At 59.8% G+C, this 25,098-nt stretch carries 25 protein-coding genes and 1 tRNA gene; 11 read left to right on the top strand and 15 right to left on the bottom strand.

Annotation, left to right across the window (positions count from 1 at the left end; genetic code table 11):
- The first annotated feature begins 21 nt into the window (after nucleotides 1-21).
- From arcA to HU727_RS07620, 11 genes are all read left to right on the top strand, one after another.
- Nucleotides 22-1,278, top strand: a complete 1,257-nt coding sequence (gene arcA, locus HU727_RS07670; protein WP_186529980.1) for an arginine deiminase — start codon at nucleotides 22-24, stop codon at nucleotides 1,276-1,278.
- A 69-nt stretch (nucleotides 1,279-1,347) separates the two neighbouring features.
- Nucleotides 1,348-2,358 carry an ornithine carbamoyltransferase gene (locus tag HU727_RS07665; protein ID WP_186529982.1) on the top strand — a complete coding sequence of 337 codons (1,011 nt, stop codon included), beginning with the start codon at nucleotides 1,348-1,350 and terminating at the stop codon, nucleotides 2,356-2,358.
- 182 nt (nucleotides 2,359-2,540) lie between these two features.
- Nucleotides 2,541-3,470 carry a carbamate kinase gene (arcC, locus tag HU727_RS07660; protein ID WP_186529984.1) on the top strand — a complete coding sequence of 310 codons (930 nt, stop codon included), beginning with the start codon at nucleotides 2,541-2,543 and terminating at the stop codon, nucleotides 3,468-3,470.
- Nucleotides 3,471-3,529: 59 nt separating this feature from the next.
- Nucleotides 3,530-3,892: a DUF5064 family protein gene (locus HU727_RS07655; RefSeq protein WP_186529986.1), complete on the top strand. Its 363-nt coding sequence runs from the start codon at nucleotides 3,530-3,532 to the stop codon at nucleotides 3,890-3,892.
- 208 nt (nucleotides 3,893-4,100) lie between these two features.
- Nucleotides 4,101-5,609 carry a transcriptional regulator GcsR gene (gene gcsR / locus HU727_RS07650; protein ID WP_186529988.1) on the top strand — a complete coding sequence of 503 codons (1,509 nt, stop codon included), beginning with the start codon at nucleotides 4,101-4,103 and terminating at the stop codon, nucleotides 5,607-5,609.
- Nucleotides 5,610-5,959: 350 nt separating this feature from the next.
- Complete coding sequence (gcvH, locus tag HU727_RS07645) at nucleotides 5,960-6,343, top strand: glycine cleavage system protein GcvH (RefSeq protein WP_186529990.1); 384 nt, start codon at nucleotides 5,960-5,962, stop codon at nucleotides 6,341-6,343.
- 11 nt (nucleotides 6,344-6,354) lie between these two features.
- Entirely contained in the window at nucleotides 6,355-9,207 is a 2,853-nt protein-coding gene (gene gcvP / locus HU727_RS07640) for an aminomethyl-transferring glycine dehydrogenase (protein ID WP_186529992.1), read from the top strand.
- Between the two features lie 205 nt (nucleotides 9,208-9,412).
- Nucleotides 9,413-10,789: an L-serine ammonia-lyase gene (locus HU727_RS07635; protein WP_186529994.1), complete on the top strand. Its 1,377-nt coding sequence runs from the start codon at nucleotides 9,413-9,415 to the stop codon at nucleotides 10,787-10,789.
- 102 nt (nucleotides 10,790-10,891) lie between these two features.
- The gene (gene gcvT, locus HU727_RS07630; RefSeq protein WP_186529996.1) at nucleotides 10,892-12,016 is read left to right on the top strand and encodes a glycine cleavage system aminomethyltransferase GcvT; all 1,125 of its coding nucleotides are present in this window, start codon (nucleotides 10,892-10,894) and stop codon (nucleotides 12,014-12,016) included.
- Nucleotides 12,017-12,420: 404 nt separating this feature from the next.
- Nucleotides 12,421-12,633, top strand: coding sequence for a cold-shock protein (locus HU727_RS07625; protein ID WP_003227496.1), 213 nt, complete (start codon nucleotides 12,421-12,423; stop codon nucleotides 12,631-12,633).
- 96 nt (nucleotides 12,634-12,729) lie between these two features.
- On the top strand, nucleotides 12,730-13,218 hold the full coding sequence (locus HU727_RS07620) for an RDD family protein (protein WP_186529998.1): 489 nt from the start codon (nucleotides 12,730-12,732) through the stop codon (nucleotides 13,216-13,218).
- 131 nt (nucleotides 13,219-13,349) lie between these two features.
- Here the strand turns inward: HU727_RS07620 and nadA are convergent, their stop codons facing one another.
- The 15 genes from nadA to HU727_RS07545 form a co-directional block, all read right to left on the bottom strand.
- On the bottom strand, nucleotides 13,350-14,408 hold the full coding sequence (gene nadA, locus HU727_RS07615) for a quinolinate synthase NadA (protein WP_016773509.1): 1,059 nt from the start codon (nucleotides 14,406-14,408) through the stop codon (nucleotides 13,350-13,352).
- Nucleotides 14,409-14,679: 271 nt separating this feature from the next.
- Nucleotides 14,680-14,755: transfer RNA gene (locus HU727_RS07610), tRNA-Lys, on the bottom strand.
- A 62-nt stretch (nucleotides 14,756-14,817) separates the two neighbouring features.
- Nucleotides 14,818-15,510 (bottom strand): 7-cyano-7-deazaguanine synthase QueC, encoded by a 693-nt coding sequence (gene queC / locus HU727_RS07605; protein ID WP_186529999.1) that lies wholly within the window; start codon nucleotides 15,508-15,510, stop codon nucleotides 14,818-14,820.
- A 1-nt stretch (nucleotide 15,511) separates the two neighbouring features.
- Nucleotides 15,512-16,159: a 7-carboxy-7-deazaguanine synthase QueE gene (queE, locus tag HU727_RS07600; RefSeq protein ID WP_093098975.1), complete on the bottom strand. Its 648-nt coding sequence runs from the start codon at nucleotides 16,157-16,159 to the stop codon at nucleotides 15,512-15,514.
- Nucleotides 16,160-16,324: 165 nt separating this feature from the next.
- Complete coding sequence (gene ybgF, locus HU727_RS07595; RefSeq protein WP_186530001.1) at nucleotides 16,325-17,158, bottom strand: tol-pal system protein YbgF; 834 nt, start codon at nucleotides 17,156-17,158, stop codon at nucleotides 16,325-16,327.
- Between the two features lie 6 nt (nucleotides 17,159-17,164).
- Entirely contained in the window at nucleotides 17,165-17,662 is a 498-nt protein-coding gene (gene pal / locus HU727_RS07590) for a peptidoglycan-associated lipoprotein Pal (protein ID WP_003178634.1), read from the bottom strand.
- A 52-nt stretch (nucleotides 17,663-17,714) separates the two neighbouring features.
- Nucleotides 17,715-18,995 (bottom strand): Tol-Pal system beta propeller repeat protein TolB, encoded by a 1,281-nt coding sequence (tolB, locus tag HU727_RS07585; RefSeq protein WP_186530579.1) that lies wholly within the window; start codon nucleotides 18,993-18,995, stop codon nucleotides 17,715-17,717.
- A gap of 17 nt (nucleotides 18,996-19,012) precedes the next feature.
- On the bottom strand, nucleotides 19,013-20,089 hold the full coding sequence (tolA, locus tag HU727_RS07580) for a cell envelope integrity protein TolA (RefSeq protein ID WP_186530003.1): 1,077 nt from the start codon (nucleotides 20,087-20,089) through the stop codon (nucleotides 19,013-19,015).
- On the bottom strand, nucleotides 20,089-20,541 hold the full coding sequence (gene tolR / locus HU727_RS07575) for a protein TolR (RefSeq protein ID WP_160767866.1): 453 nt from the start codon (nucleotides 20,539-20,541) through the stop codon (nucleotides 20,089-20,091). Before tolR ends, tolA begins: the two co-directional genes overlap by 1 nt.
- A 23-nt stretch (nucleotides 20,542-20,564) precedes the next feature.
- On the bottom strand, nucleotides 20,565-21,260 hold the full coding sequence (gene tolQ / locus HU727_RS07570; protein ID WP_008080223.1) for a protein TolQ: 696 nt from the start codon (nucleotides 21,258-21,260) through the stop codon (nucleotides 20,565-20,567).
- Nucleotides 21,250-21,717 carry a tol-pal system-associated acyl-CoA thioesterase gene (gene ybgC / locus HU727_RS07565; RefSeq protein ID WP_186530005.1) on the bottom strand — a complete coding sequence of 156 codons (468 nt, stop codon included), beginning with the start codon at nucleotides 21,715-21,717 and terminating at the stop codon, nucleotides 21,250-21,252. The genes tolQ and ybgC overlap by 11 nt, the downstream gene beginning before the upstream one ends.
- 127 nt (nucleotides 21,718-21,844) lie before the next feature.
- On the bottom strand, nucleotides 21,845-22,906 hold the full coding sequence (gene ruvB / locus HU727_RS07560) for a Holliday junction branch migration DNA helicase RuvB (protein ID WP_186530007.1): 1,062 nt from the start codon (nucleotides 22,904-22,906) through the stop codon (nucleotides 21,845-21,847).
- Complete coding sequence (ruvA, locus tag HU727_RS07555; RefSeq protein WP_126365832.1) at nucleotides 22,907-23,515, bottom strand: Holliday junction branch migration protein RuvA; 609 nt, start codon at nucleotides 23,513-23,515, stop codon at nucleotides 22,907-22,909. It abuts the gene before it with no gap.
- Nucleotides 23,516-23,629: 114 nt separating this feature from the next.
- Entirely contained in the window at nucleotides 23,630-24,157 is a 528-nt protein-coding gene (gene ruvC / locus HU727_RS07550) for a crossover junction endodeoxyribonuclease RuvC (RefSeq protein WP_016773501.1), read from the bottom strand.
- Between the two features lie 153 nt (nucleotides 24,158-24,310).
- Complete coding sequence (locus HU727_RS07545; protein WP_034153419.1) at nucleotides 24,311-25,057, bottom strand: YebC/PmpR family DNA-binding transcriptional regulator; 747 nt, start codon at nucleotides 25,055-25,057, stop codon at nucleotides 24,311-24,313.
- Nucleotides 25,058-25,098 lie beyond the last annotated feature (41 nt).

Raw genomic sequence — 25,098 nt, 5'->3', positions numbered from 1 at the left:
TATCTCTGGAGGATCACTGCAATGACCACGGAAAAAGTTAAGTACGGCGTCCATTCCGAAGCCGGGAAACTGCACAAAGTCATGGTTTGCTCCCCAGGTCTGGCCCACCAGCGGCTGACCCCGAACAACTGCGACGAACTGCTGTTCGACGATGTGCTGTGGGTCGCCCAAGCCAAGCGCGACCATTTCGACTTTGTGACCAAGATGCGCGAACGCGGGATCGATGTGCTGGAAATGCACAACCTGCTGACCGACATCGTTGCCATCCCTGAGGCGCTGGACTGGATTCTGGATCGCAAGGTCACCGCCGACTCGGTGGGCCTGGGCCTGATCAGCGAAGTGAAAGCCTGGCTGCGCAGCCTGGAACCACGGCACATCGCCGAGTACCTGATCGGCGGAGTCTCCGCCGATGACTTGCCGGACAGCTTCGGCGGCAAGACCATCCAGATGTTCCGCGACTTCCTCGGCCACTCCAGCTTCATTCTGCCGCCGCTGCCGAACACCCAGTTCACCCGCGACACCACGTGCTGGATCTACGGCGGCGTGACGCTGAACCCGATGTACTGGCCGGCGCGCCGTCAGGAAACCTTGCTGACCACCGCCATCTACAAATTCCATCCGCAGTTCACCAACGCCGAGTTCGAAATCTGGTACGGCGACCCGGACAAGGATCACGGCAGCTCAACCCTGGAGGGCGGCGACGTGATGCCGGTGGGCAACGGCGTGGTGCTGATCGGCATGGGCGAGCGCACCTCGCGCCAGGCCATCGGCCAACTGGCGCTGAACCTGTTCAAGAACAAGGCCGTGGAAAAAGTCATCGTCGCCGGCCTGCCGAAATCCCGCGCGGCGATGCACCTGGACACCGTGTTCAGCTTCTGCGACCGCGACCTGGTGACGGTCTTCCCCGAAGTGGTCAACCAGATTGTCGCGTTCACGCTGCACCCTGACGAAAGCAAACAGGGCGGCATCGATATCCGCCGCGAAGAAGGCAGCTTCCTCGACACCGTCGCCAAAGCCCTCAACCTGCCGGCGCTGCGCGTGGTGGAAACCGGCGGCAACAGCTTCGCCGCCGAACGCGAGCAGTGGGACGACGGCAACAACGTGGTGGCGCTGGAACCCGGCGTGGTCATCGGCTACGACCGCAACACCTACACCAACACCCTGCTGCGCAAGGCCGGTGTGGAAGTCATCACCATCAGCGCCGGCGAACTCGGCCGTGGCCGTGGCGGCGGCCACTGCATGACCTGCCCGATCGTGCGTGACCCAATCGATTACTAAACCTCTGAGCCCTGGCCGGCGCTTACCCAGTGCGGCCAGGGGGATAACCGACACCGAAGGAGATCCATCATGGCTTTTAACATTCATAACCGTAACCTGCTCAGCCTGGAACACCACACCCCACGTGAGCTGCGTTACCTGCTAGACCTGTCCCGCGACCTCAAACGCGCGAAATACACCGGCACCGAGCAACAGCACCTCAAGGGCAACAACATCGCCCTGATCTTCGAGAAAACCTCGACCCGCACCCGCTGCGCCTTCGAAGTGGCGGCTTATGACCAGGGTGCCAACGTCACCTACATCGACCCCAATTCCTCACAGATCGGCCACAAGGAAAGCATGAAGGACACAGCCCGAGTGCTGGGTCGCATGTACGACGCCATCGAGTACCGTGGCTTCAAGCAGGAAATCGTCGAAGAGCTCGCCAAGTTTGCCGGCGTGCCGGTGTTCAATGGTCTGACCGACGAATATCACCCGACGCAAATGATCGCCGACGTGCTGACGATGCGTGAACACGCCGACAAGCCGATCCACGAGATCAGCTACGCCTACCTCGGTGACGCGCGCAACAACATGGGTAATTCTTTGCTGCTGATCGGCGCCAAACTCGGCATGGACGTGCGCATCTGCGCGCCGAAAGCCCTGTGGCCGCTGGACGATCTGGTTGAGCGGTGCAAAAAATACGGTGAGGAAAGCGGCGCGCGCATCACCCTGACCGAAGACCCGAAAGCGGCGGTCAAGGGCGTCGATTTCATTCACACCGACGTCTGGGTGTCGATGGGTGAACCGGTGGAAGCCTGGGCCGAGCGTATCCAGCAACTGCTGCCATATCAGGTCAACGCCGAGCTGATGAAAGCCACCGGCAACCCACGCACCAAGTTCATGCACTGCCTGCCGGCGTTCCACAACAGCGACACCAAGGTCGGCAAACAGATCGCCGAGCAGTATCCGCACCTGGCCAACGGCATCGAAGTCACCGACGACGTGTTCGAATCGCCGGCCTGCATCGCCTTCGAGCAAGCGGAGAACCGCATGCACACCATCAAGGCGATTCTGGTGTCGACACTGGCTGATTTGTAAACGTCACTGCGCTCTAGCTGAAGGGACAGAACCAAAATGTGGGAGCGAGCCTGCTCGCGAAAGCGTCAGATCAGACAACATCACCGTTGAATGAAATACCGTATTCGCGAGCAGGCTCGCTCCCACAAAGTTCTCTGTTCCAACAGCTGTTTGCCATTCCTCTGCTTAGAAGGACATGCATTATGCGTATCGTCGTAGCCCTGGGCGGTAACGCCCTGCTCCGCCGTGGTGAGCCGATGACCGCTGACAATCAGCGCGCCAACATCCGCATCGCCACCGAGCAAATCGCCAAGATCCATCCCGGCAACCAACTGGTCATCGCCCACGGCAACGGCCCGCAAGTCGGCCTGTTGTCGCTGCAAGCGGCGGCCTACACCTCCGTCAGCCCCTACCCGCTGGACGTGCTCGGCGCCGAAACCGAGGGCATGATCGGCTACATCATCGAGCAGGAACTGGGCAACCTGCTGGACTTCGAAGTGCCGTTCGCCACCCTCCTCACCCAGGTTGAAGTCGACGCCAACGACCCGGCTTTCAAGAACCCGACCAAACCGATCGGCCCGGTCTACGACAAGGCCGAAGCGGAAAAACTCGCCACGGAAAAAGGCTGGGCAATCGCCCCGGACGGTGACAAGTTCCGCCGTGTGGTCGCCAGCCCGCGACCAAAACGCATCTTCGAAATCCGCCCGATCAAGTGGCTGCTGGACAAAGGCAGCATTGTGATTTGTGCGGGTGGCGGTGGCATTCCGACAATGTATGACGAGCAGCGCAATCTCAAAGGCGTCGAGGCGGTAATCGACAAGGATTTGTGCTCCTCGCTGCTGGCGCAACAGCTGGAAGCGGACTTGCTGGTGATCGCCACGGACGTCAATGCGGCGTTCATCGACTTCGGCAAACCCACCCAGAAAGCCATCGCCGAGGCTCACCCGGACGAACTCGAACGCCTCGGCTTTGCCGCCGGGTCGATGGGACCGAAGGTACAGGCAGCCTGCGAATTCGCGCGCCATACTGGCAAGGTCGCGGTGATCGGTTCGCTGGCCGATATCGAAGCGATCGTGCAGGGCACCGCCGGTACGCGGGTCAGCACAGCGAAACCGGGTATCAGCTACCGATAACAATAATTGCCGGGCGGGCCAAAGCCTGCCCCGCTCCCATGCCTTGAAGGAGTATCTCAATGGCTCAGTTCGAACCTGGTCATTTGCACATCGAGCGGCACGCGCTGACGGATGATGACGTCAATTACAACGTCAGCCTCGACTACGAAGTGTTCACCGATCCGCAGAAAGGCAAAGGCATTCAATTCACCTTGCATGGCAGCATGCAGGGCAAGGACATGAAGGAGACGTTTTTTCTGCCGAAGGAAGAGGCCTACAACTTCGCGCGCGATGTGACCCGGATTGCCGAGCAGTACGGAATTCCGAAGGCGCACAGCCAGATCGGCTCGGTGCACAAGCATTACGATTTGATGTTTGAAGACATCCGGCAAAAGTTGAATATGCACTCCGGGGATCCGGTCAATCTGGAGCGTTTCGAATAACTACAAGTCCACCACAATGATCGTTCCCACGCTCCGCGTGGGAATGCATCCCGTGACGCTCCGCGTCACAGCAGACGCGGAGCGTCCGTGGCGGCATTCCCACGCAGAGCGTGGGAACGATCAGCCGAAAATCGTCGTGGATTTCACCATTGTCCCGCCCCAAGGCATACTTGCCACCCTCCGCACTGCAAAACACTGAACCGGCCCCATGCGTATCCACGTCAGCTTCATCGACCGCGTCGGCATCACCCAGGAAGTACTGGCCATTCTCGGTGGGCGCAACCTCAATCTGGATGCGGTGGAGATGATCCCGCCGAACGTCTACATCGACGCGCCGACCCTGAGCCCGCAAGTGCTCGAAGAACTGAAAGATGCGCTGTTTCGCGTGCGCGGTGTGGAGGCCGTCACGGTCGTCGACATTCTCCCTGGACAGCGTCGGCACTTGCAGCTCGATGCCCTGCTCGCGGCGATGACCGACCCGGTATTGGCCCTCGACAGCGCTGGCAAGGTGCTGCTGGCCAACCCGGCGCTGATCGCGTTGTACGGTCGCGAGCCGGCGGGTGAAAGTGTCTCGGCACTGTTCAACGATCCCGGCCTGCTCGACACGCTGCTCGAACAAGGCTTCCGCCTGCCGCTGCGCGAAATCACTGTCAACGGCCAGACCCTGTTGCTCGACGCCACGCCGATTACCGATGCCGGCGCCCTGCTGACCTTGTATCAGCCGAACCGCATCGGCGAGCAACTCTCGGCGCTGCACCATGACCACGCCGAAGGCTTCGATGCGCTGCTCGGCGAATCCCCGGCGATCCGCACGCTCAAGGCCCGTGCGCAAAGGGTCGCGGCCCTCGATGCGCCCCTCTTGATTCAGGGCGAAACCGGCACCGGTAAAGAACTGGTCGCCCGCGCCTGTCACGCTATCAGCGCTCGCCATAGCGCACCGTTTCTTGCGCTGAACTGCGCCGCCCTGCCGGAGAACCTCGCCGAGAGCGAACTGTTCGGTTACGCCCCCGGCGCCTTCACTGGCGCCGCACGCGGTGGCAAACCGGGGCTGATGGAACTGGCCAACCAGGGCACGGTGTTTCTCGATGAGATCGGTGAAATGTCGCCCTATCTGCAGGCCAAACTTCTGCGTTTCCTGAATGACGGCAGCTTCCGTCGGGTCGGCGGTGATCGTGAGGTCAAGGTCAACGTGCGCATCCTCAGCGCGACCCACCGTGATCTGGAAAAAATGGTCAGCGAAGGCCTGTTCCGCGAAGACCTGTTCTATCGCCTCAACGTGCTCAACGTGGAAGTGCCGCCGCTGCGCGAGCGCGGTCAGGACATTCTGCTGCTGGCGCGTTATTTCATGCAGCAGGCCTGCGCGCAGATTCAGCGCCCGGTCTGTCGCCTCGCACCGGGGACTTATCCGGCGCTGCTCGGCAACCGCTGGCCCGGCAACGTGCGGCAATTGCAGAACGTGATCTTTCGGGCGGCGGCGATTTGCGAGAGCAGCCTGGTCGACATCGGCGATCTCGACATCGCCGGCACCTCCGTTGCGCGGCAGGCCGACAGCGATGTCGACAGCCTCGAACAGGCCGTCGAGTGCTTCGAGAAATCGCTGCTGGAAAAACTCTACGTCAGCTACCCCTCGACCCGCCAACTGGCCAGCCGGTTGCAAACCTCGCACACGGCAATCGCCCACCGACTGCGCAAGTACGGCATTCCCAACAAGCTCTGAATCCCCCACAAATCCCCTGGGTTTTCATTTCGGGGATGATATCGCCCGTCTGAAAGCGACCTCTACTCGTATCGAAAGCGCTACAGCGGAACGATATCGCTACAGCCTCCGTCGAGCACCGCACTGCAAGGCTCTGATCCGCCTAAGCTTTTTTCCCCGGACCGGGCTGTAGCGATTTCGCTACAACACCACCCTCCCAACATTTACCAAAAACAAGCAAGCCATTGATTCACATGGACAAATCAACCTTGGCCGCATTCTTGCTAATTGATTCCTCATCGATAATGGGCTTCCCCGCCCCAAGCTTTCCACCGCGTCCACCAGACGAGTCTGGCCCCAGAGGAGTTTCCATGAGCGAGTTGCGTTTTACTGAAGACCACGAATGGCTGCGCACCGAAGCTGACGGCAGTGTCACTGTCGGCATCACCGCGTTCGCGCAGAACGCCCTGGGCGACGTGGTTTTCGTGCAACTGCCTGAATTGCAGGCCTACGACAAGGGTGCCGAAGCGGCCACCGTGGAATCGGTCAAAGCTGCCAGCGGCGTGTACATGCCGCTCGACGGCGAAGTGCTGGCAATCAACCCGGCGCTGGAAGACAGCCCGGAGCTGGTCAACGAAGATCCGCTGGGCGAAGGCTGGTTCTTCCGCTTCCAGCCAAGCGACGCTTCGGCAGTCGCCAAACTGCTCGATCAGGACGCTTACGACCGTCTGATCAAAGCCCAAGCCGAAGCCTGAGGAGCGCCGACATGACACAAGTAAACCTTGGTACCGCCAACGAATTCATTGCCCGTCATATCGGCCCGCGTGCCGAAGACGAGCAAGCCATGCTCAACAGCCTCGGTTTCGACTCGCTCGAAGCCCTGAGCGCCAGCGTCATCCCGGAAAGCATCAAGGGCACCAGCGTGCTCGGCATGGACGACGGCCTGAGCGAAGCCGACGCCCTGGCGATGATCAAATCCATCGCCGGCAAGAACCAACTGTTCAAGACCTACATTGGCCAGGGCTACTACAACTGCCACACGCCGTCGCCGATCCTGCGCAACCTGCTGGAAAACCCGGCCTGGTACACCGCATACACCCCGTACCAGCCAGAGATTTCCCAAGGCCGTCTCGAAGCACTGCTGAACTTCCAGACCCTGATCAGCGACCTCACCGGCCTGCCAATCGCCAACGCCTCGCTGCTGGACGAAGCCACCGCCGCTGCCGAAGCCATGACGTTCTGCAAACGCCTGAGCAAGAACAAGGGCAGCCACGCCTTCTTCGCCTCGATCCACAGCCACCCGCAAACCCTCGACGTGCTGCGCACCCGTGCCGAGCCGTTGGGCATCGACGTGGTCGTGGGCGATGAACGTGAACTGACTGACGTAACGCCGTTCTTCGGCGCGCTGCTGCAATACCCGGCCAGCAATGGCGACCTGTTCGACTACCGCGAGCTGACCGAACGCTTCCACGCCGCCAATGCTCTGGTGGCGGTGGCCGCTGACCTGTTGGCCCTGACCCTGCTGACCGCGCCGGGCGAGTTCGGTGCCGACGTAGCGATCGGCAGCGCGCAACGCTTCGGCGTGCCGCTGGGCTTCGGTGGGCCGCACGCGGCGTACTTTTCTACCAAAGATGCGTTCAAGCGTGACATGCCAGGCCGACTGGTCGGCGTGTCGGTTGACCGCTTTGGCAAGCCGGCCCTGCGTCTGGCGATGCAGACCCGCGAGCAACACATCCGCCGCGAGAAAGCGACGTCGAACATCTGCACCGCGCAGGTGCTGCTGGCCAACATCGCCAGCATGTACGCCGTCTACCACGGCCCGAAAGGCCTGACGCAGATCGCCAACCGCGTGCATCACCTGACCGCGATTCTGGCCAAAGGCCTCAGCGCACTGGGCTTGCAAGTCGAGCAGCAAAGCTTCTTCGACACCCTGACGCTGGCCACCGGCACGCAAACCGCTGCGCTGCACGACAAGGCGCACGCGCAACAGATCAACCTGCGTGTCGTCGACGCTCAGCGCGTAGGCCTGTCGGTGGACGAAACCACCACGCAGGCTGATATCGAAACCCTGTGGGGCCTGTTCGCCGACGGCAAGACGCTGCCGGAGTTCGCGGCCCTCGCCGCTTCGACGCAAAGCACCATCCCGTCCGCGCTGGTGCGTCAGTCGCCGATCCTCAGCCACCCGGTGTTCAACCGTTATCACTCGGAAACCGAGCTGATGCGCTACCTGCGCAAACTGGCCGACAAGGACCTGGCGCTGGATCGCACCATGATCCCGCTGGGCTCGTGCACCATGAAGCTCAACGCCGCCAGCGAAATGATCCCGGTCACCTGGGCCGAGTTCGGCGCCCTGCACCCATTCGCCCCAGCCGCCCAGAGCGCTGGCTATCAGCAACTGACCGATGAGCTGGAAGCGATGCTCTGCGCCGCCACCGGTTACGACTCCATCTCGCTGCAACCGAACGCCGGTTCGCAAGGTGAATACGCCGGTCTGCTGGCCATCCGCGCCTACCACCAGAGCCGTGGCGATGAGCGCCGCGACATCTGCCTGATCCCGTCGTCCGCTCACGGCACCAACCCGGCCACCGCCCAGATGGCCGGCATGCGCGTGGTTGTGACCGCCTGCGACGCTCGCGGCAACGTCGACATCGAAGACCTGCGCGCCAAGGCCCTTGAGCACCGCGATCACCTCGCCGCGCTGATGATCACCTACCCGTCGACCCACGGCGTGTTCGAGGAAGGCATCCGCGAAATCTGCGCGATCATTCATGACAACGGCGGCCAGGTGTACATTGACGGCGCCAACATGAACGCGATGGTCGGCCTCTGCGCACCGGGCAAATTCGGCGGCGACGTCTCGCACCTGAACCTGCACAAGACTTTCTGCATTCCCCATGGCGGTGGCGGCCCGGGCGTCGGCCCGATCGGCGTCAAGTCGCACCTGGCACCGTTCCTCCCGGGCCACGCTCAGATGGAACGCAAAGAGGGCGCGGTCTGCGCAGCGCCGTTCGGCAGCGCAAGCATTCTGCCAATCACCTGGATGTACATCCGCATGATGGGCGGCGCTGGTCTGAAACGCGCTTCGCAACTGGCGATCCTCAACGCCAACTACATTTCCCGTCGTCTGGAAGAGCACTACCCAGTGCTCTACACCGGCAGCAACGGTCTGGTGGCGCACGAATGCATCCTCGACCTGCGCCCTTTGAAAGACAGCAGCGGTATCAGCGTCGATGACGTTGCCAAGCGCCTGATCGACTTCGGTTTCCACGCACCGACCATGTCGTTCCCGGTGGCGGGTACGCTGATGATCGAGCCGACAGAAAGTGAATCCCGAGAAGAGCTGGATCGCTTCTGCGACGCAATGATCCGCATCCGCGAAGAAATCCGCGCGGTGGAAAACGGCACGCTGGACAAGGAAGACAACCCGCTGAAGAACGCTCCGCACACTGCCGCGGAACTGGTCGGCGAGTGGACCCACCCGTACAGCCGCGAGCAAGCCGTCTACCCGGTCGCGTCGCTGATCGAAGGCAAATACTGGCCACCGGTCGGCCGCGTCGACAACGTGTTCGGCGACCGCAACCTGGTCTGCGCCTGCCCATCGATCGAAAGCTACGCTTAAACGAATGAGGGGCGCTTTAATCGCCCCGATTTCTGCAACACCACAGATCCCCCTGTGGGAGCGAGCCTGCTCGCGAAAGCGTAGTGTCAGTTAATGAGAGGTTGGCTGACACAGCGCTTTCGAGAGCAGGCTCGCTCCCACAAGGGATCTGCAACCGATTTCGGACTTTCGCCAATCCCTATAACAAGAAACCGGAGAACCACTCATGTCGTTAAGCGTGTTCGACCTGTTCAAGATTGGCATCGGCCCCTCCAGCTCCCACACCGTCGGCCCGATGCGTGCTGCGGCGCGTTTCGTCGAAGGTCTGCGGCGGGAAAATCTGTTATCGGCGACCGCCGGCGTACGCGTCGAGCTGTACGGTTCGCTGGGCGCCACCGGCAAAGGGCACGGCAGCGACAAAGCCGTGTTGCTTGGCCTGGAAGGCGAGCACCCCGACACCGTTGATACCGAAACCGTCGCCGCCCGCTTGCAGGACATCCGTGGCAGCGGTCGCTTGAATCTGCTCGGCGAACACAGCATTGCGTTCAACGAGAAAGAGCACCTGGCGATGATCCGCAAGCCGCTGGCCTTTCACCCCAACGGCATGATCTTCCGTGCCTTCGATGCGGCTGGCATCCAGATTCGCAGCCGCGAGTATTACTCGGTCGGCGGCGGGTTCGTGGTCGACGAGGACGCGGCCGGTGCCGATCGCATCGTCGAAGACGCAACGCCACTGACCTTCCCGTTCAAAAGTGCCAAGGACTTGCTCGCGCATTGCAGCACTTATGGCCTGTCGATCAGCCAGGTGATGCTCACCAACGAGAGCGCCTGGCGACCGGAGGCGGAAACCCGCGCCGGCCTGCTGAAGATCTGGCAGGTGATGCAGGATTGCGTCGCAGCCGGTTGCCGTAACGAAGGCATCCTGCCGGGCGGACTGAAGGTCAAGCGCCGTGCGGCGGCGCTGCACCGGCAACTGTGCAAGAACCCGGAATCGGCGTTGCGCGATCCCTTGTCGGTACTCGACTGGGTCAATCTTTACGCGCTCGCCGTCAACGAAGAAAACGCCAATGGCGGCCGCGTGGTCACCGCACCCACCAACGGTGCAGCGGGGATTGTTCCGGCGGTACTGCATTACTACATGCGTTTTATTCCCGGCGCGAGTGACGACGGCGTGGTGCGTTTTCTGCTGACTGCGGCGGCGATCGGCATTCTGTACAAGGAAAATGCTTCGATCTCAGGCGCCGAAGTCGGTTGCCAGGGCGAGGTCGGCGTCGCCTGTTCGATGGCGGCTGGCGCACTCTGCGAAGTGCTCGGCGGCACCGTGCAGCAAGTCGAAAACGCCGCGGAAATCGGCATGGAACACAACCTCGGCCTGACCTGCGACCCGATTGGCGGGCTGGTGCAGGTGCCGTGCATCGAACGCAATGCGATGGGCTCGGTGAAAGCCATCAACGCGGTGCGCATGGCGATGCGTGGCGACGGTCAGCACTTCGTCTCCCTCGACAAGGTCATCCGCACCATGCGCCAGACCGGCGCCGACATGAAAAGCAAATACAAGGAGACCGCCCGCGGCGGTCTGGCGGTCAACATTATCGAATGCTGATCGCGTAATTAACTCCCTCTCCCTCCGGGAGAGGGCTGGGGTGAGGGGCTCTTGACCTTGATCTTGAGCGCCATCCCCAACCACCCATTCAAGGAGCCACGCATGTCCACCGAACAACTGTCGAAAACCCCGCTGCACGCTCTGCACATCGAACTCGGCGCCCGCATGGTGCCGTTCGCCGGCTATGACATGCCGGTTCAATACCCGCTCGGCGTAATGAAAGAACATCAGCACACCCGTGAACAGGCCGGGTTGTTCGATGTTTCGCACATGGGCCAGATCCGCCTGACCGGCGCCAATGCCGCCGAGGCTCTGGAAACGCTGGTGCCCGTGGACATCATCGACTTGCCGGCGGGCATGCAGCGTTATGCGATGTTCACCAACGAAACCGGTGGCATCCTTGATGACCTGATGGTTGCAAACCTGGGTAAAGACGAGCTGTTCCTGGTGGTCAACGCCGCTTGCAAGGATCAAGACCTGGCCCACCTGCAAAAACACATCGGCGATCAGTGCACCATTACGGCGCTGTTCGAAGAGCGCGCCCTGCTCGCCTTGCAAGGTCCTGCGGCAGTTACTGTCCTGGCTCGTCTGGCACCCGACGTGGCGAAGATGACGTTCATGCAGTTCGCTCGCGTAAACCTGCTGGGCGTTGACTGCTTTGTCAGCCGTTCGGGTTACACCGGGGAAGACGGTTTCGAAATTTCGGTGCCGGCCGCTGACGCGGAAAAACTCGCCCGTGCCCTGCTCGCCGAACCCGAGGTCCAGGCCATCGGCCTCGGCGCTCGCGATTCGCTGCGCCTGGAAGCGGGTCTGTGTCTGTACGGCCACGACATGAACGCCGAAACCACCCCGATCGAAGCCAGCCTGCTGTGGGCAATTTCCAAGCCTCGTCGTGCCGATGGCGCGCGGGCCGGGGGTTTCCCGGGTGCGGAGCAAATTTTTACTCAACAACAGAACGGCGTTGCGCGCAAACGCGTCGGCCTTCTGCCCCAAGAACGCACGCCGGTGCGTGAGGGCGCAGAAATCGTCAACGAGGCCGGCGAGATCATCGGCGCTGTGTGCAGCGGTGGTTTCGGTCCGTCCCTGGGCGGGCCATTGGCAATGGGTTATCTGGACAGCGCCTACGTCGCTATTGATACCCCGGTCTGGGCAATCGTCCGTGGGAAAAAGGTGCAAATGCTTGTAAGCAAAATGCCATTTGTTCCGCAACGCTACTATCGTGGATGATCGCCTGTTTCTATAAGTAACGCGATTGCGTTATGCATGCACTACTGTGTAACGCAATCGCCATAAAACAGTGCGTTTTCTTACATGTGATTCACATATGAACGTCGCTTATAACGTTTCCTGAAACTAGAACCAGACAATCGTCTAAGACCGCACTAGCGAACTGACTAACTGCCATCAAGGTCAGTAAAACCGGGGCCTTCGCAGGGCTTGTTTTTCCTCCCATAGTTGGCGTAGAGTTTGTCCACTGTGTTTGCATGGGTCAGCTTTGAATCGTGACCTGGGCAGTAGCCTACAAGTTAGCTACATCCCGCTCGACGTCTTCTTACTCCTTGCAACCAGCCCCAGTACTCTTTCATGAGAAAGAGACTGCCATCAATTTTTTGCGTCAAAGGAAATAAGAAATGTCCACACGTCAGAGCGGTACCGTCAAGTGGTTTAACGACGAGAAAGGTTTTGGTTTTATCACTCCTGAAAGCGGTCCGGATCTGTTTGTGCATTTCCGCGCCATTCAGGGCAACGGCTTCAAGAGCCTGAAAGAAGGCCAGAAAGTGACTTTCGTCGCCGTACAGGGCCAGAAAGGCATGCAGGCCGACGAAGTACAAGCAGAAGCCTGATCTCTGTAACGAAAAAGCCCCTGATATTGATATCAGGGGCTTTTTTGTGTGCGCGAATCCGTAAAATGGCGCTTCACTTTGCGCCCAGAGGCTGCCATGTCGAAACACCTGCTCATCCCACAGGGCGACTTTCCGGCCGTTGGTCTCGGCCGACGCCTGGCCGCGATGTTCTATGATTTTCTGTTGTGTACGGCCCTGTTGATCGTTACGGGGTTCATCTACAAGCTCATTCAGGCAGCGATCATCGGCGAAGAGCGTCTGCGGGTGATGACCGACGCCGGACAACTGGACGGCGATCCACTGTATTCGACGGTGCTGTTATTGGTGTTGTTCGGCTTCTTCGCCAAGTTCTGGACCCATGGCGGGCAGACACTGGGCATGCAGGTGTGGGGTATCCGCGTGCAAAACGCCGATGGCCGCGCAATCAGCGTCTGGCAGGCCCTGTTGCGGTTCATGGTGTCGATTGCGTCGTGGCTATGCGTGGGCCTGGGATTCCTCTGGTCGCTGTATGACAAGCAGAAACGCACGTGGCATGACATCTACTCGGATTCCCGGGTCGTGCGGATCCCGAAAAAGACCAAGTAGGTCAACCGCCACAAAACACTGTGGGAGCGAGCCTGCTCGCGAAGGGGCGTCGTGTCATTCGGCCTTAATGGTGACTGATACACCGCTTTCGCGAGCAGGCTCGCTCCCACAGGATCTGTGTTTTGTTTATCTCAGGCGTTACCGGCGAGCTTCATCCGCGCCGCCTGGGTGAAATCCAGCATTCGCTTCAATGGCCGAATCGCCTGCGGAATCAACGCCGGATCAACAAAGATCTCATTCGTGCCTTCCTTCAAGCTCTTGAGCGTGCGCTCAAGGGTGTTCATGGCCATCCAGGGGCAATGCGCGCAACTGCGGCAGGCGGCGCCGTTACCGGCAGTTGGCGCCTCGATGAAGACTTTGTCCGGGCACAACTGCTGCATCTTGTAGAAGATGCCACGGTCGGTTGCGACGATCAGGGTCTTGTTCGGCAAGGATTGCGCAGCGGCGATCAGTTGGCTGGTGGACCCGACGGCGTCGGCCAGCTCGATCACCGAGGTCGGCGATTCCGGGTGCACCAGAATTGCAGCGTCCGGGTACAGCGCTTTCATGTCTTCGAGCTGCTTGGACTTGAACTCTTCGTGAACGATGCAGGCACCGTCCCACAGCAACATATCGGCGCCGGTCTTGCGCTGAATGTACGTGCCCAAATGCTTGTCCGGGCCCCAGATAATCGTCTCACCGTTATCCATCAGGCTTTCGACGATTTCCAGTGCGCAGCTCGACGTTACAACCCAGTCGGCCCGAGCTTTCACGGCGGCCGAGGTATTGGCGTAAACCACCACCGTACGCTCGGGGTGCTGATCGCAGAACGCCGAGAACTCGTCGACCGGGCAACCGAGATCCAGCGAGCAGGTCGCCTCCAGGGTCGGCATCAGCACGCGCTTTTCCGGGTTGAGAATCTTCGCGGTCTCGCCCATGAACTTCACGCCGGCAACCACAACGGTCTTGGCCGGATGGGCGTTGCCGAAGCGCGCCATTTCAAGGGAGTCGGAGACACAGCCGCCGGTTTCTTCGGCCAGGGCCTGAATCACCGGATCGCAATAAAAGTGGGCGACCAATACCGCGTCCTGAGCCTTGAGCTCGGCGGCGATGGCGGAACGGTAATAAGCCTCTTCCTCGGCAGTCAGCGGTTTGGGCTGTTTGGCATCGAGGTGAGCTTGAACCAGAAGGCGTTCGGAAATCTGCGTCATGTTCGCAAGACCTGCAGGCGCTTTCGCGCGAAAGTCGAGTATACACCCGGCTCCGGACCGCTTGAGGGTACCGCCGGGAAAGTGAGTTTCATCAGGCACGGACAGCGTTGAAGCTGCGCAAGGCTACAGAATATCCCGTTGATACAAAAGGTGATTCTGACCCGCGTCAGCGCTGACGCGGCTGAAACAGCTAATGCCCGAATTGCAGGCAAAAAAAAACCCGGAAATCCTCACTTTCGTGGGCCTTCCGGATTTTCTAAACCGCCAAATATGGTGGGTCGTGTGGGATTCGAACCTACGACCAATTGGTTAAAAGCCAACTGCTCTACCAACTGAGCTAACGACCCGCTGTGTGGTGGCGCGTATAATACTGATTTTTAAGGACTATTCAACACCTTTTTGAAAAAAATCAAAAATAAGGTGTTGGGTCGCTCACACCTGCCGCCGCAAAGCCTTCCGCACGCAGGCGGCAGCTGTCGCATTTGCCGCATGCACGGCCGTCGTCGTCCGCCTGATAACAGGAAACGGTCAGCCCGTAATCAACGCCCAGCTTCACGCCCGCCTGTACGATCTGCGCCTTGCTGAGGTTTTGCAACGGTGCCTGGATGCGGAAGCCGTTGCCCTCGACTCCGGCCTTGGTCGCCAGATTAGCCATGCGCTCGAACGATTCGATGAACTCCGGACGGCAATCCGGGTAACCCGAATAATCCACCGCGTTGACACCGATGAAAATATCGCGAGCGCCGAGCACTTCTGCCCAGCCCAGTGCGAGAGACAGGAACACGGTATTGCGCGCCGGCACGTAGGTTACCGGAATGCCTTCACCCAGCTCTTCCGGGATATCAATGCTGGAGTCAGTCAGGGCCGAGCCGCCCATGCCGTTCAGATTGAGGCCGATAACCTTGTGTTCAACCACACCCAAGTCGCGCGCGACACGTGCAGCGGCGTGCAACTCGGCGTGGGAACGTTGGCCGTAATCGAAACTCATGGTGTAGCAGCTGTAGCCTTCGGCGCGCGCCATGGCTACGACGGTGGCAGAATCAAGGCCGCCGGAGAGCAGAATGACCGCGCGTTTTTCAGTGGTGTTCAGTTGTTCAGTCATATCAGCGCCCCGGCTCGTCATTCCATAGATATTTATGCAGCTGCAATTGCAGGCGCACTGGCAGGTTGTCCGCCACCACCCAGTCCGCCAGTTCCCGTGCGTTCAGGTCGTGGTGACTCGGGGAGAACAGTACTTCACCGGCACGCCGATCGAGACCGTACTGAATCAGCTTGGACACCGCCCAGTCGTAGTCTTCCCGCGAGCAGATGACAAACTTGACCTGGTCGTTGGGCGTCAGCAGTTCGATGTTTTCGTAACGGTTGCGATGGGCTTCTTTCGAACCCGGCGTCTTCAGGTCGACCACGCGACTGACGCGCGGGTCGACCGCCGAGACGTCGAGAGCGCCGCTGGTTTCCAGCGAGACCTCGTAACCGGCATCACATAACTGTTTGAGCAAAGGGATAGCGTTCGGTTGCGCCAGCGGCTCACCACCGGTAACGCACACGTAGCGCGGACGAAACCCGGCCACTTGTTCGAGGATATCGTCGAGGGTGCGGACGGTGCCGCCACTGAACGCATAGGCGCTGTCGCAGTACTGGCAACGCAGTGGGCAGCCGGTCAGGCGCACGAAAACAGTGGGCAGCCCGGCAGTCCGCGTTTCCCCCTGCAACGAGTAGAAAACTTCGGTAATTCTCAATGTGTCTTGCATAGTCGCCACGGGCGTAACAGCTAAACAGGCTGTCCGCCTCCGTCAGGCACTTCAGGCAATCCCGCCAACGCGCAGACCGCAAGAAGCGTGTTTCAGAAAAAGGGCGTGAATTCTAACGAAAAAACCCGCGACAGGCGCGGGTTTCTTCAAAACGGTTCAAACAGCCTACATGCGCTGCAGATCGCGTTGAGCCAACTGAGCGGCGGAAGTGCCCGGATATTGGGCCACCACCTGCTGCAGAATGCCTTTGACCTTGTCGGTATGACCGAGGCGGCGCTCTACGTCAGCCAGCTTGTACAGCGAATCCGGCACCTTGTTGTGCTTGGGATACAACTGCGAAACCTTGGCGAAAGCCTGACCTGCGCCTTGCAGATCACCCTTTGCCAGGTTCACTTCGCCCAACCAGTACTGGGCGTTGCCCGCGTATTGGCTGTTCGGGTATTTGCGCAGGAAAGCGGCAAAAGCCTGGCTGGCCTTGTCGAAATCCTTGGCTTTGATCAGGTCGAAAGCAGCATCGTAATAGAGCTTTTCTTTCGCCGGATCAGCCGGCTCACTACCCGCAGCAGGCGCCTGGGCAGCAGCCCCGGCACCTGCGGCAGCGCCAGCAGCGGCACTTGCGTCGCCACCGGCAGAAGAATTCTCGGGAGTCGCGGCTGGTGCAACGCCGGATCCTATGCGCCGATCAAGATCCTGGTATCGCTCCAGGGATTCCTGCTTCATGCGCGCAACCTGATTCTGCAGTTCTTCGATCACACCTTGCTGGCGCGATAGCTGATCCTGCATCTGTTGCAATTGGTTGAACAGCATGCCTTGTGCCGAGGCAGGGGCCGAAGCCGCTCCCCCGGCATAGGCGCCGTTCGTACCGTAACCCGCAGGCGGATAACTGCTCCCGCTATTGTTATAACCGGAGTTGTCATCGACCACAGGAACCGCAGCCCACGCCGCAAGCGGCGCGAGGCTGAGAGCCAGAACAGTTACAGCACGACGGCACGTTCGCATATCGAATTACTTACGCAGTTCGACGCGACGGTTTTGAGCCCAGGACTGCTCGTCGTTGCCGGTAGCAACTGGACGCTCTTCGCCATAGGAAACCAGTTCCAGCTGAGCTGGGGAAACACCTTGCAGTACCAGGTAGCGCTGAACGGCTTTCGCACGACGCTCGCCCAGTGCCATGTTGTACTCACGAGTACCACGTTCGTCGGTGTTGCCTTCCAGAACAACGCGAGCGCCGTTTGCTTTCAGGTCTTTGGCGTGAACGTCCAGAGCGCGCATGGCTTCTGGCTTCAGGTCCGAGCTGTCGTATTCGAAGTAGAAGGTGGTGATTGCGCGCAGAGCAGCTTCTTCGCTCAGGGAACCGTCAACGGCACCAGTGTTTGCGCCGTAACCAGCGTTTGGATCAACAGCGCCTTCACCGGCGTTGTCGCCGCCTTTGGACGAGCAACCTACAGCTACAGCCATGGCCAGAGCCAGCGCAGCAAACTTACCAAACTTCAGCATTTCCATCGTGAAACTCCTAATGAACCCCAGTGTGTTAAGTAAAACGTGTAGCACCCGCTCACTTCAGGTAAGGGGACCAGGACGGTTCTCTGACTTCGCCTTGAGCGGTAGGAAGCGGGAGCCTCACGCGTCCATTAATGGACACGAGCATCAAGACTCCCCGGCCCTGTTGGCGGGTGGCGTAGATTACCATGGTGCCGTTGGGCGCAACAGTAGGTGACTCGTCCAGAGTGCTATCAGTGAGGATCTTTACACTACCTCGCTGCAGATCCTGAGCTGCCACCTTGAAATTGGTGAAGCCATCCTGACGATGAATCATCACCAAAGTCTTTTCATCAGCCGACAGTTTCGGGTTGGCGTTGTAGTTGCCAACGAACGTCACACGCTCGGCACCACCGCCACTGGCGCTGGTTTTATAGATCTGTGGTTTGCCGCCACGGTCTGACGTGAAGTAGATGGTCGAGCCATCCTTGCCCCAGTATGGTTCGGTGTTGATGCCAGGACCTGCGGTGACGCGGGTGATCTGACGCGAACCAAGGTTCATCACATAAATATCCGGGTTACCGTCCTTGGACAGGACGAACGCCAGGCGATTGCCATCGGGCGACCATGCAGGCGCGCCGTTCAGGCCTTCAAAGTTGGTGATCTGCTCACGGCGACCAGTGTCGATGTTCTGCATGAAGATGCGCGGACGCTTCTGCTCGAACGAAACGTAGGCGATACGCTTGCCATCCGGCGCGAAACGCGGCGACAGGATCGGCTCGCGCGATTGCAACAGCGTCACAGCACGGGCGCCATCATAGTCGGAACGTTGCAGCGTATAGCGCGTGTTCTTTTCAGAGAAACGCTCGGCTGTCACGTACAGCAGACGCGTCGAGAATGCGCCGTCAATGCCGGTCAGCTGCTTGAACGACTGGTCGGAAATGAAGTGCGCCATGTCGCGCAGTTGATCGGTCGTGCCGGAAACACTGCCGTCGGCCACTTTCTGCTCGGTGGCGACGTTGAACAATGCCCACTGCACCTGCAGACGACCGCCCGCAGGGGCGATGCTGCCGACCATAATGTATTGGGCGCCTACCGCCTTCCAGTCGCGGAAGATGATTTCGCTCGGCTGGCTTGGCTGGCTGATCATGTTTTGCTTGGGAATCGGCGAGTAGTAGCCCGAGTTGCGCAAGTCATTACCAATGATTTCTGCCATGTCGTCCGGCAGCACCGCGCCGCCCTGCATGCCGAACGGTACGACGGCGATCGGAGTTGCCCGATCGCTGCCGCTGGTCACCAGAATGTTCTTTTCATCTGCCATCGCGATCCCTGCCATACAGCAGATCACGACCAGCATTCCTCGAAGAAGGTTTCTCACAAGGCTAGGTCCTCAGGTGTGAATGTCATCTTGAATGAACGATACGGAGCGAAATCGCTCGGCTTCATTCCCTGCATTTCTGTCAAACGTCCAATATTCTTGACCGCCGCCACTGCCGAGGCATCGAACGGACCGTCACCGCTGGATTTGGAAACGCTGACCGAAGTCACCGTACCGTCCGGCAACATGCCTATTTGCAGCACGACCGTCATGCCTTTGCGCGCCGAAGGTGGACGAGCCCAACCCTCTGCGGCTCGCGCACGAATCAGGTCATCGAAACTGCCCGCGACTTCGTCACCCTGTTCATCGGCCAAGGCCTGCTGGCGCTGCGGCGTGTCGGAAAGCAGATCGGCCAAGGCCTGGGCCTTTTTGTCTTCAGCGGACTTGCGTGCCGCTTCCTGCGCTTTCTTCTTCGCAGCATCGGCAGCCGCTTTCTTCTTCGCTTCGTCGGCGATTTTCTTCTTCGCCTCTTCAGCTTCGGATTTCTTCTTGGCGTCTTCGGCGGCTTTCTTCTTCGCGTCTTCGACGATCTTTTTCTTGGCTTCTTCGGCAGCCGCTTTCTTGGCCTCTTCTTCAGCAGCCTTTTTCGCTTCGTCTTCAGCCTTCTTCTTGGCTATATCAGCCAATTGTTTCTCTTCGGCCTTTTTGGCTTCGGCTTTTTTCGCGTCGTCGGCTTTCTTGGCTTCATCAGCTTTTTTCGCCTCGTCCGCTTTTTTAGCCTCATCGGCCTTCTTGGCTTCCTCGGCTTTTTGAGCCGCGTCTTCTTTCTTTTGTTCCGCAGCCTTCACCGCTTCCTGCTCGACCTTCTTCTGTTCCATCTGCTCGACTTCGGTCTGGCGCGCGGCGGATTTCTTCGCCTCACCCGCAATCTTCTGATTGGTCTGGGTGGTTGCCTGACTTTTCGATTTCAGCTGGTACAGAGTCGCCTGGACAATCGGCTTGGCCGGCGGCAGTTCCGGTGTGAAGGCAAAACTGACGAACAGCATGCCGAACACCAGCACGTGCAGGACAATTGCCAGAACACTAGGCCAGAAGTAGCTTTCCGAGGCGGACGGCTCTCGCTGTTGCTGCATCAGGGGGCCTCGGTAATCAGACCAACGTTACCGACCCCGGCTTTCTGCAACCCGCCCATGGCGCCCATGACGGCGCCGTAGTCGACAGTCTTGTCGCCACGAATGAACACCTGGGTGCGCTTGCCACCTTCGGTGCCGGCGCGAATGATCTTGGTCACCGCGTCAGTCATTTGCGGCAGGGTCATGGCCCTGTCCTGTTGCTTCTCGGTATCGACTTCGCTGCCAAGATTCCAGTAATAGGTCTTGTCAGCCTTGATCGAAATGGTCAGGACCTGGGTGTTGTTGTCCTGCGGCAAGGCTTCGCTGGAAACCTTGGGCAGATCAACTTTCACGCCCTGATTGAGCATCGGCGCGGTCACCATGAAGATGACCAGCAGTACCAGCATCACGTCGATGTAAGGCACCACGTTCATCTCGGCGACCGGCTTGCGCTTTTTGCGAGCTCGAGCGATTAAAGCCATTGGAAAATACCTGCTTATTCTTCGCTGGTGTGCACTTTGCGGTGCAGGATCGCCTGGAATTCATCGGCGAAGGTGTAGTAGCGGCCCAGCAGGGTTTCACTGCGAGCGGCGAAACGGTTGTAGGCAATGACCGCCGGGATCGCCGCGAACAGACCGATCGCGGTGGCGATCAGGGCTTCGGCAATACCCGGTGCCACGGTGGCCAGGGTGGCTTGCTGGGCGCTGGCCAGACCACGGAAGGAGTTCATGATGCCCCACACCGTACCGAACAGGCCGATGTACGGGCTGACCGAACCGACTGTGGCGAGGAACGGCAGGCTTTGCTCCAGCTTCTCTTCTTCGCGGGAAATGGCTACGCGCATGGCACGGGCCACGCCTTCCATCACCGCTTCAGGGTCTACGCCAGGCTGCTGACGCAGACGGGAGAATTCCTTGAAGCCGGCGCGGAAGATCTGCTCGACGCCTGAATCCGGGTCCGGGTTGCTGCCCGCCTGACGATACAGCTTCGACAGATCGATACCCGACCAGAAGCGCTCTTCGAAGCTCTCCAGGGCGCGTCGACCGGCGCGCAGCAAGTTGCTGCGCTGAAAGATCATGATCCATGAGGTCACCGATGCGGCCACCAGAGTCAACATTACCAACTGCACCACGATGCTGGCATTGCTGACCAGGCTCCACATGGAGGAATGGTCGACGACGTTAGCTTCCACGCTTTATCTCCTGCTTTGAGTGTGTACCCGGGCCGACCGCGTCGGCGAAGGCCGCACGCAGGTCTTCGGGAAGGGCCCGGGGTTTCAAACTGTCGGTGCGCACGCAGGCCACCAAAAACTGCCCTTCGCAGAGCAGCACATTATCCGTGGCCCGCCTGACCTGCTGTTTGAAGCGCAGGCTGGCACGGTTCAATTCGATTACATCAGCGCTTACCAGCAGTTCGTCGTCCAGTCGCGCCGGCGCGTGATAACGCGCTTCGCTGGAATGCACGACAAACAACAGGTCCTCTCCGGCAAGCGCAGATTGGGCAAAGCCCAGTTCGCGGAGCCGCTCGGTTCGAGCCCGTTCCATAAACTTGAGGTAATTAACGTAATACACGATGCCGCCCGCATCGGTGTCCTCGTAATAAACGCGACAACGATGTGCGAACGGCTCAAGCCCGTTTTGCGCGCGCATACTCTAGTGCTTACTCCTCAGGTTGCCAATCCGGCGAGACAACTGTTTTTCGTGGTTTCAAAGCTTTACCGCAAAAGTACCGTCGTCTGACAGTACAAACCCTGAATAAATCACCAACAAATGTGTATCAATCGTCTGCGGCGTCGAGAAAATCGTCTGCCACGGGCATCTCGCCCATTCGTGACGGAATATTTAAACCGAAATGCAGGTAGGCATGCCGCGTCACCACCCTGCCCCTTGGCGTGCGCATGATGTACCCCTGTTGAATCAGGTACGGTTCGAGCACGTCCTCAATGGTGTGACGCTCTTCGCTGATCGCCGCCGCCAGACTGTCGATGCCGACCGGGCCGCCATCGAACTTCTCGATCATGGTCAGCAGCAGACGACGGTCCTGATGATCGAAACCGTGTTCGTCGACATCCAGCAGGTTCAGCGCCAGATCCGCTACCGCTTTGGTGATGTGCCCCTTGGCACGGACTTCAGCGAAATCGCGCACCCGCCGCAGCAAACGGTTGGCGATTCGCGGCGTGCCACGGGCACGGCGAGCGATCTCGAACGAACCTTCTGGATCCAGCGGCAAGCCGAGAATGGCTGCAGAACGGCTGACGATAGTCGCCAGATCCGCCGTGCTGTAGAACTCCAGGCGCTGGACGATACCGAAACGGTCGCGCAGCGGGTTGGTCAGCATGCCGGCGCGAGTGGTTGCGCCGACCAGGGTGAACGGCGGCAGGTCGAGTTTGATCGAGCGCGCTGCCGGCCCTTCGCCGATCATGATGTCGAGCTGGAAGTCCTCCATCGCCGGGTATAGCACTTCTTCAACGATCGGCGACAGACGATGGATTTCGTCGATGAACAGCACATCGTGGGGCTCAAGATTGGTCAGCAGTGCCGCCAGATCACCCGGACGTTCAAGCACCGGCCCCGAGGTACTTTTGATCGACACGCCCATTTCCTGGGCAATGATATTGGCCAGCGTGGTTTTCCCCAGCCCCGGCGGACCGAAGATCAGCGTGTGATCGAGGGATTCGCTACGGCCACGGGCAGCCTGAATGAACAGTTCCATCTGCTCGCGTACGGTTGGCTGGCCAATGTAATCAGCCAGGCTGACCGGACGAATCGCCCGGTCCTGGACTTCTTCGCGCTCGCGCGGGCTGTGCGCGGCGGTGATCAGACGATCAGCTTCAATCACTTAAATCATTCCCTTCAGGGCGCGGCGGATCATGTCTTCACTGCTCAGGTTTTTCTCTTTGATCGCGGAAATCGCCTTGCTCGCCTCTTGTGGCTTGTAGCCCAAAGAGATCAGCGCGCTGACCGCATCGGTCTCGGCGGTGTTGACCGGCGCCGGGCCGTCCGGCTGATTCGGCACCAGCGCAAACATGGCAGGCGAGGTCTCCCAAGCCTTGAAGCGGTCTTTCAGTTCGACCAGCAGACGCTCGGCGGTTTTCTTGCCAACACCCGGCACCTTGGTCAGAGCCGAGGTGTCCTGGGACTGCACGCAGCGCACCAGCTCATCGACTTCCAGGCTCGACATCAGGGCCAGCGCCAGTTTCGGCCCGACCCCGTTGAGACGGATCAACTCGCGAAAAAAGTCTCGCTCACGCTTGCCGGCAAAACCATAGAGCAATTGCGCATCTTCGCGTACGACCAAATGGGTATGCAGGGTCAGCGGTTCACCGACCGACGGCAGACGATAAAGGGTGGTCATGGGCACTTCGACCTCATACCCCAGGCCGTTTACATCCAGAATCAGGTGCGGTGGCTGTTTTTCAGCCAGAGTGCCGCGCAAGCGTCCAATCACGTTTCAGATCCTTGAGCGTTGGCCAGCCGTGGGCTGGCGACGATTGAAGGTGGGTTCCGCGCCGACAACCCAGGCGCCGGAGAGCCACATTCAGGAAAATTGATGCTGATGCTATCAGAGACGCAGGCGCCCGCCACGACTGCGTGCCGTTCCCAGACCGTGCGGCAGCAGGCTGGAGCGCGTGTGTGCGTGACAAATGGCGATAGCGAGGGCGTCCGAGGCGTCGATTTGCGGTTTGCTGGTCAGCTTGAGCATGTGCATAACCATCATTTGCACCTGTTCTTTATTGGCAGCCCCCGTGCCGACCACCGCCTGTTTGACTTGAGTGGCCGTGTACTCGGCGATCTCCAGGCATTCTTCGGCGCCGGCGACGATAGCGGCGCCACGCGCCTGGCCCAGTTTCAGGGCCGAGTCGGCGTTTTTTGCCATGAATACTTTTTCGATGCCCATGGTGACCGGGCCGTAGGTCTTGATGATTTCACGCACGCCGCGATAGACGATTTGCAGACGCTCATGAAGCTCGCCGGACCCCGTGCGGATACAGCCCGAGGCCACATAGATGCAGCCGCCCCGCCCGGTATCGCGAACGATCCCGTAACCGGTGATGCGCGAACCGGGGTCGATACCAAGAATTAGAGTCATAACGCCTGCAGATTCAAAAAAACGATTTACCTGACATCCAGCTACAAATGTGGGAGCGAGCCTGCTCGCGAAGGCGGTGTCATTCAGCACCCATGTTGCTGATACGCCGCTTTCGCGAGCAGGCTCGCTCCCACGGGGAAGACTAGTCGCTAATCAACCGAGCTGAGCGGCCACGTCTTCCGGGATGTCGGCGTTGGAATAGACGTTTTGCACGTCATCCAGGTCTTCAAGCATGTCGATCAGCTTGAGCACCTTCTCCGCACCTTCCAGATCCAGCTCGGCGCTAGTGGTCGGCTGCATGACGATTTCCGCGTCGTCGCCCTTGAAGCCCGCCGCTTCCAGCGCGTTACGCACCGCGTAGAAACTGGTGAACGAGGTGAACACGTCGATCGAACCGTCTTCGTGGGTGACCACGTCATCGGCGTCGGCTTCCAGCGCCGCTTCGGTCAGTGCGTCTTCATCGACACCCGGCGCGAAGCTGATCTGGCCTTTTCGCTCGAACAGATACGCCACCGAACCGTCGGTGCCGAGGTTGCCGCCACACTTGCTGAACGCGTGACGCACGGCAGCCGCCGTACGGTTGCGGTTGTCGGTCATGCACTCGACCATCACCGCCACGCCGCCCGGGCCGTAGCCTTCATAGGTCAGCTCTTCAACATTGTCCGCCTCAGTGGCACCGGCACCGCGCGCGACGGCACGATCAATGATGTCGCGGCTCATGTTGGCGCTCAGCGCCTTGTCCAAAGCCAGGCGCAGGCGCGGGTTGGAACCCGGATCACCGCCACCCTGGCGAGCCGCAACGGTCAGCTCACGGATCCACTTGGTGAAGATCTTGCCCCTCTTGGCATCCTGACGTTCTTTGCGGTGCTTGATGTTTGCCCACTTGGAATGACCTGCCATAACTCGCTCCGAATGCTCTTTGAAACCTTGCCCGCCCTGCG

Origin of the sequence: Pseudomonas khorasanensis, from assembly GCF_014268505.2 — a bacterium.
In the GTDB taxonomy this organism is placed as follows: Bacteria; Pseudomonadota; Gammaproteobacteria; order Pseudomonadales; family Pseudomonadaceae; genus Aquipseudomonas; species Aquipseudomonas khorasanensis.
This window is presented reverse-complemented; position numbering and strand designations above follow the sequence as displayed.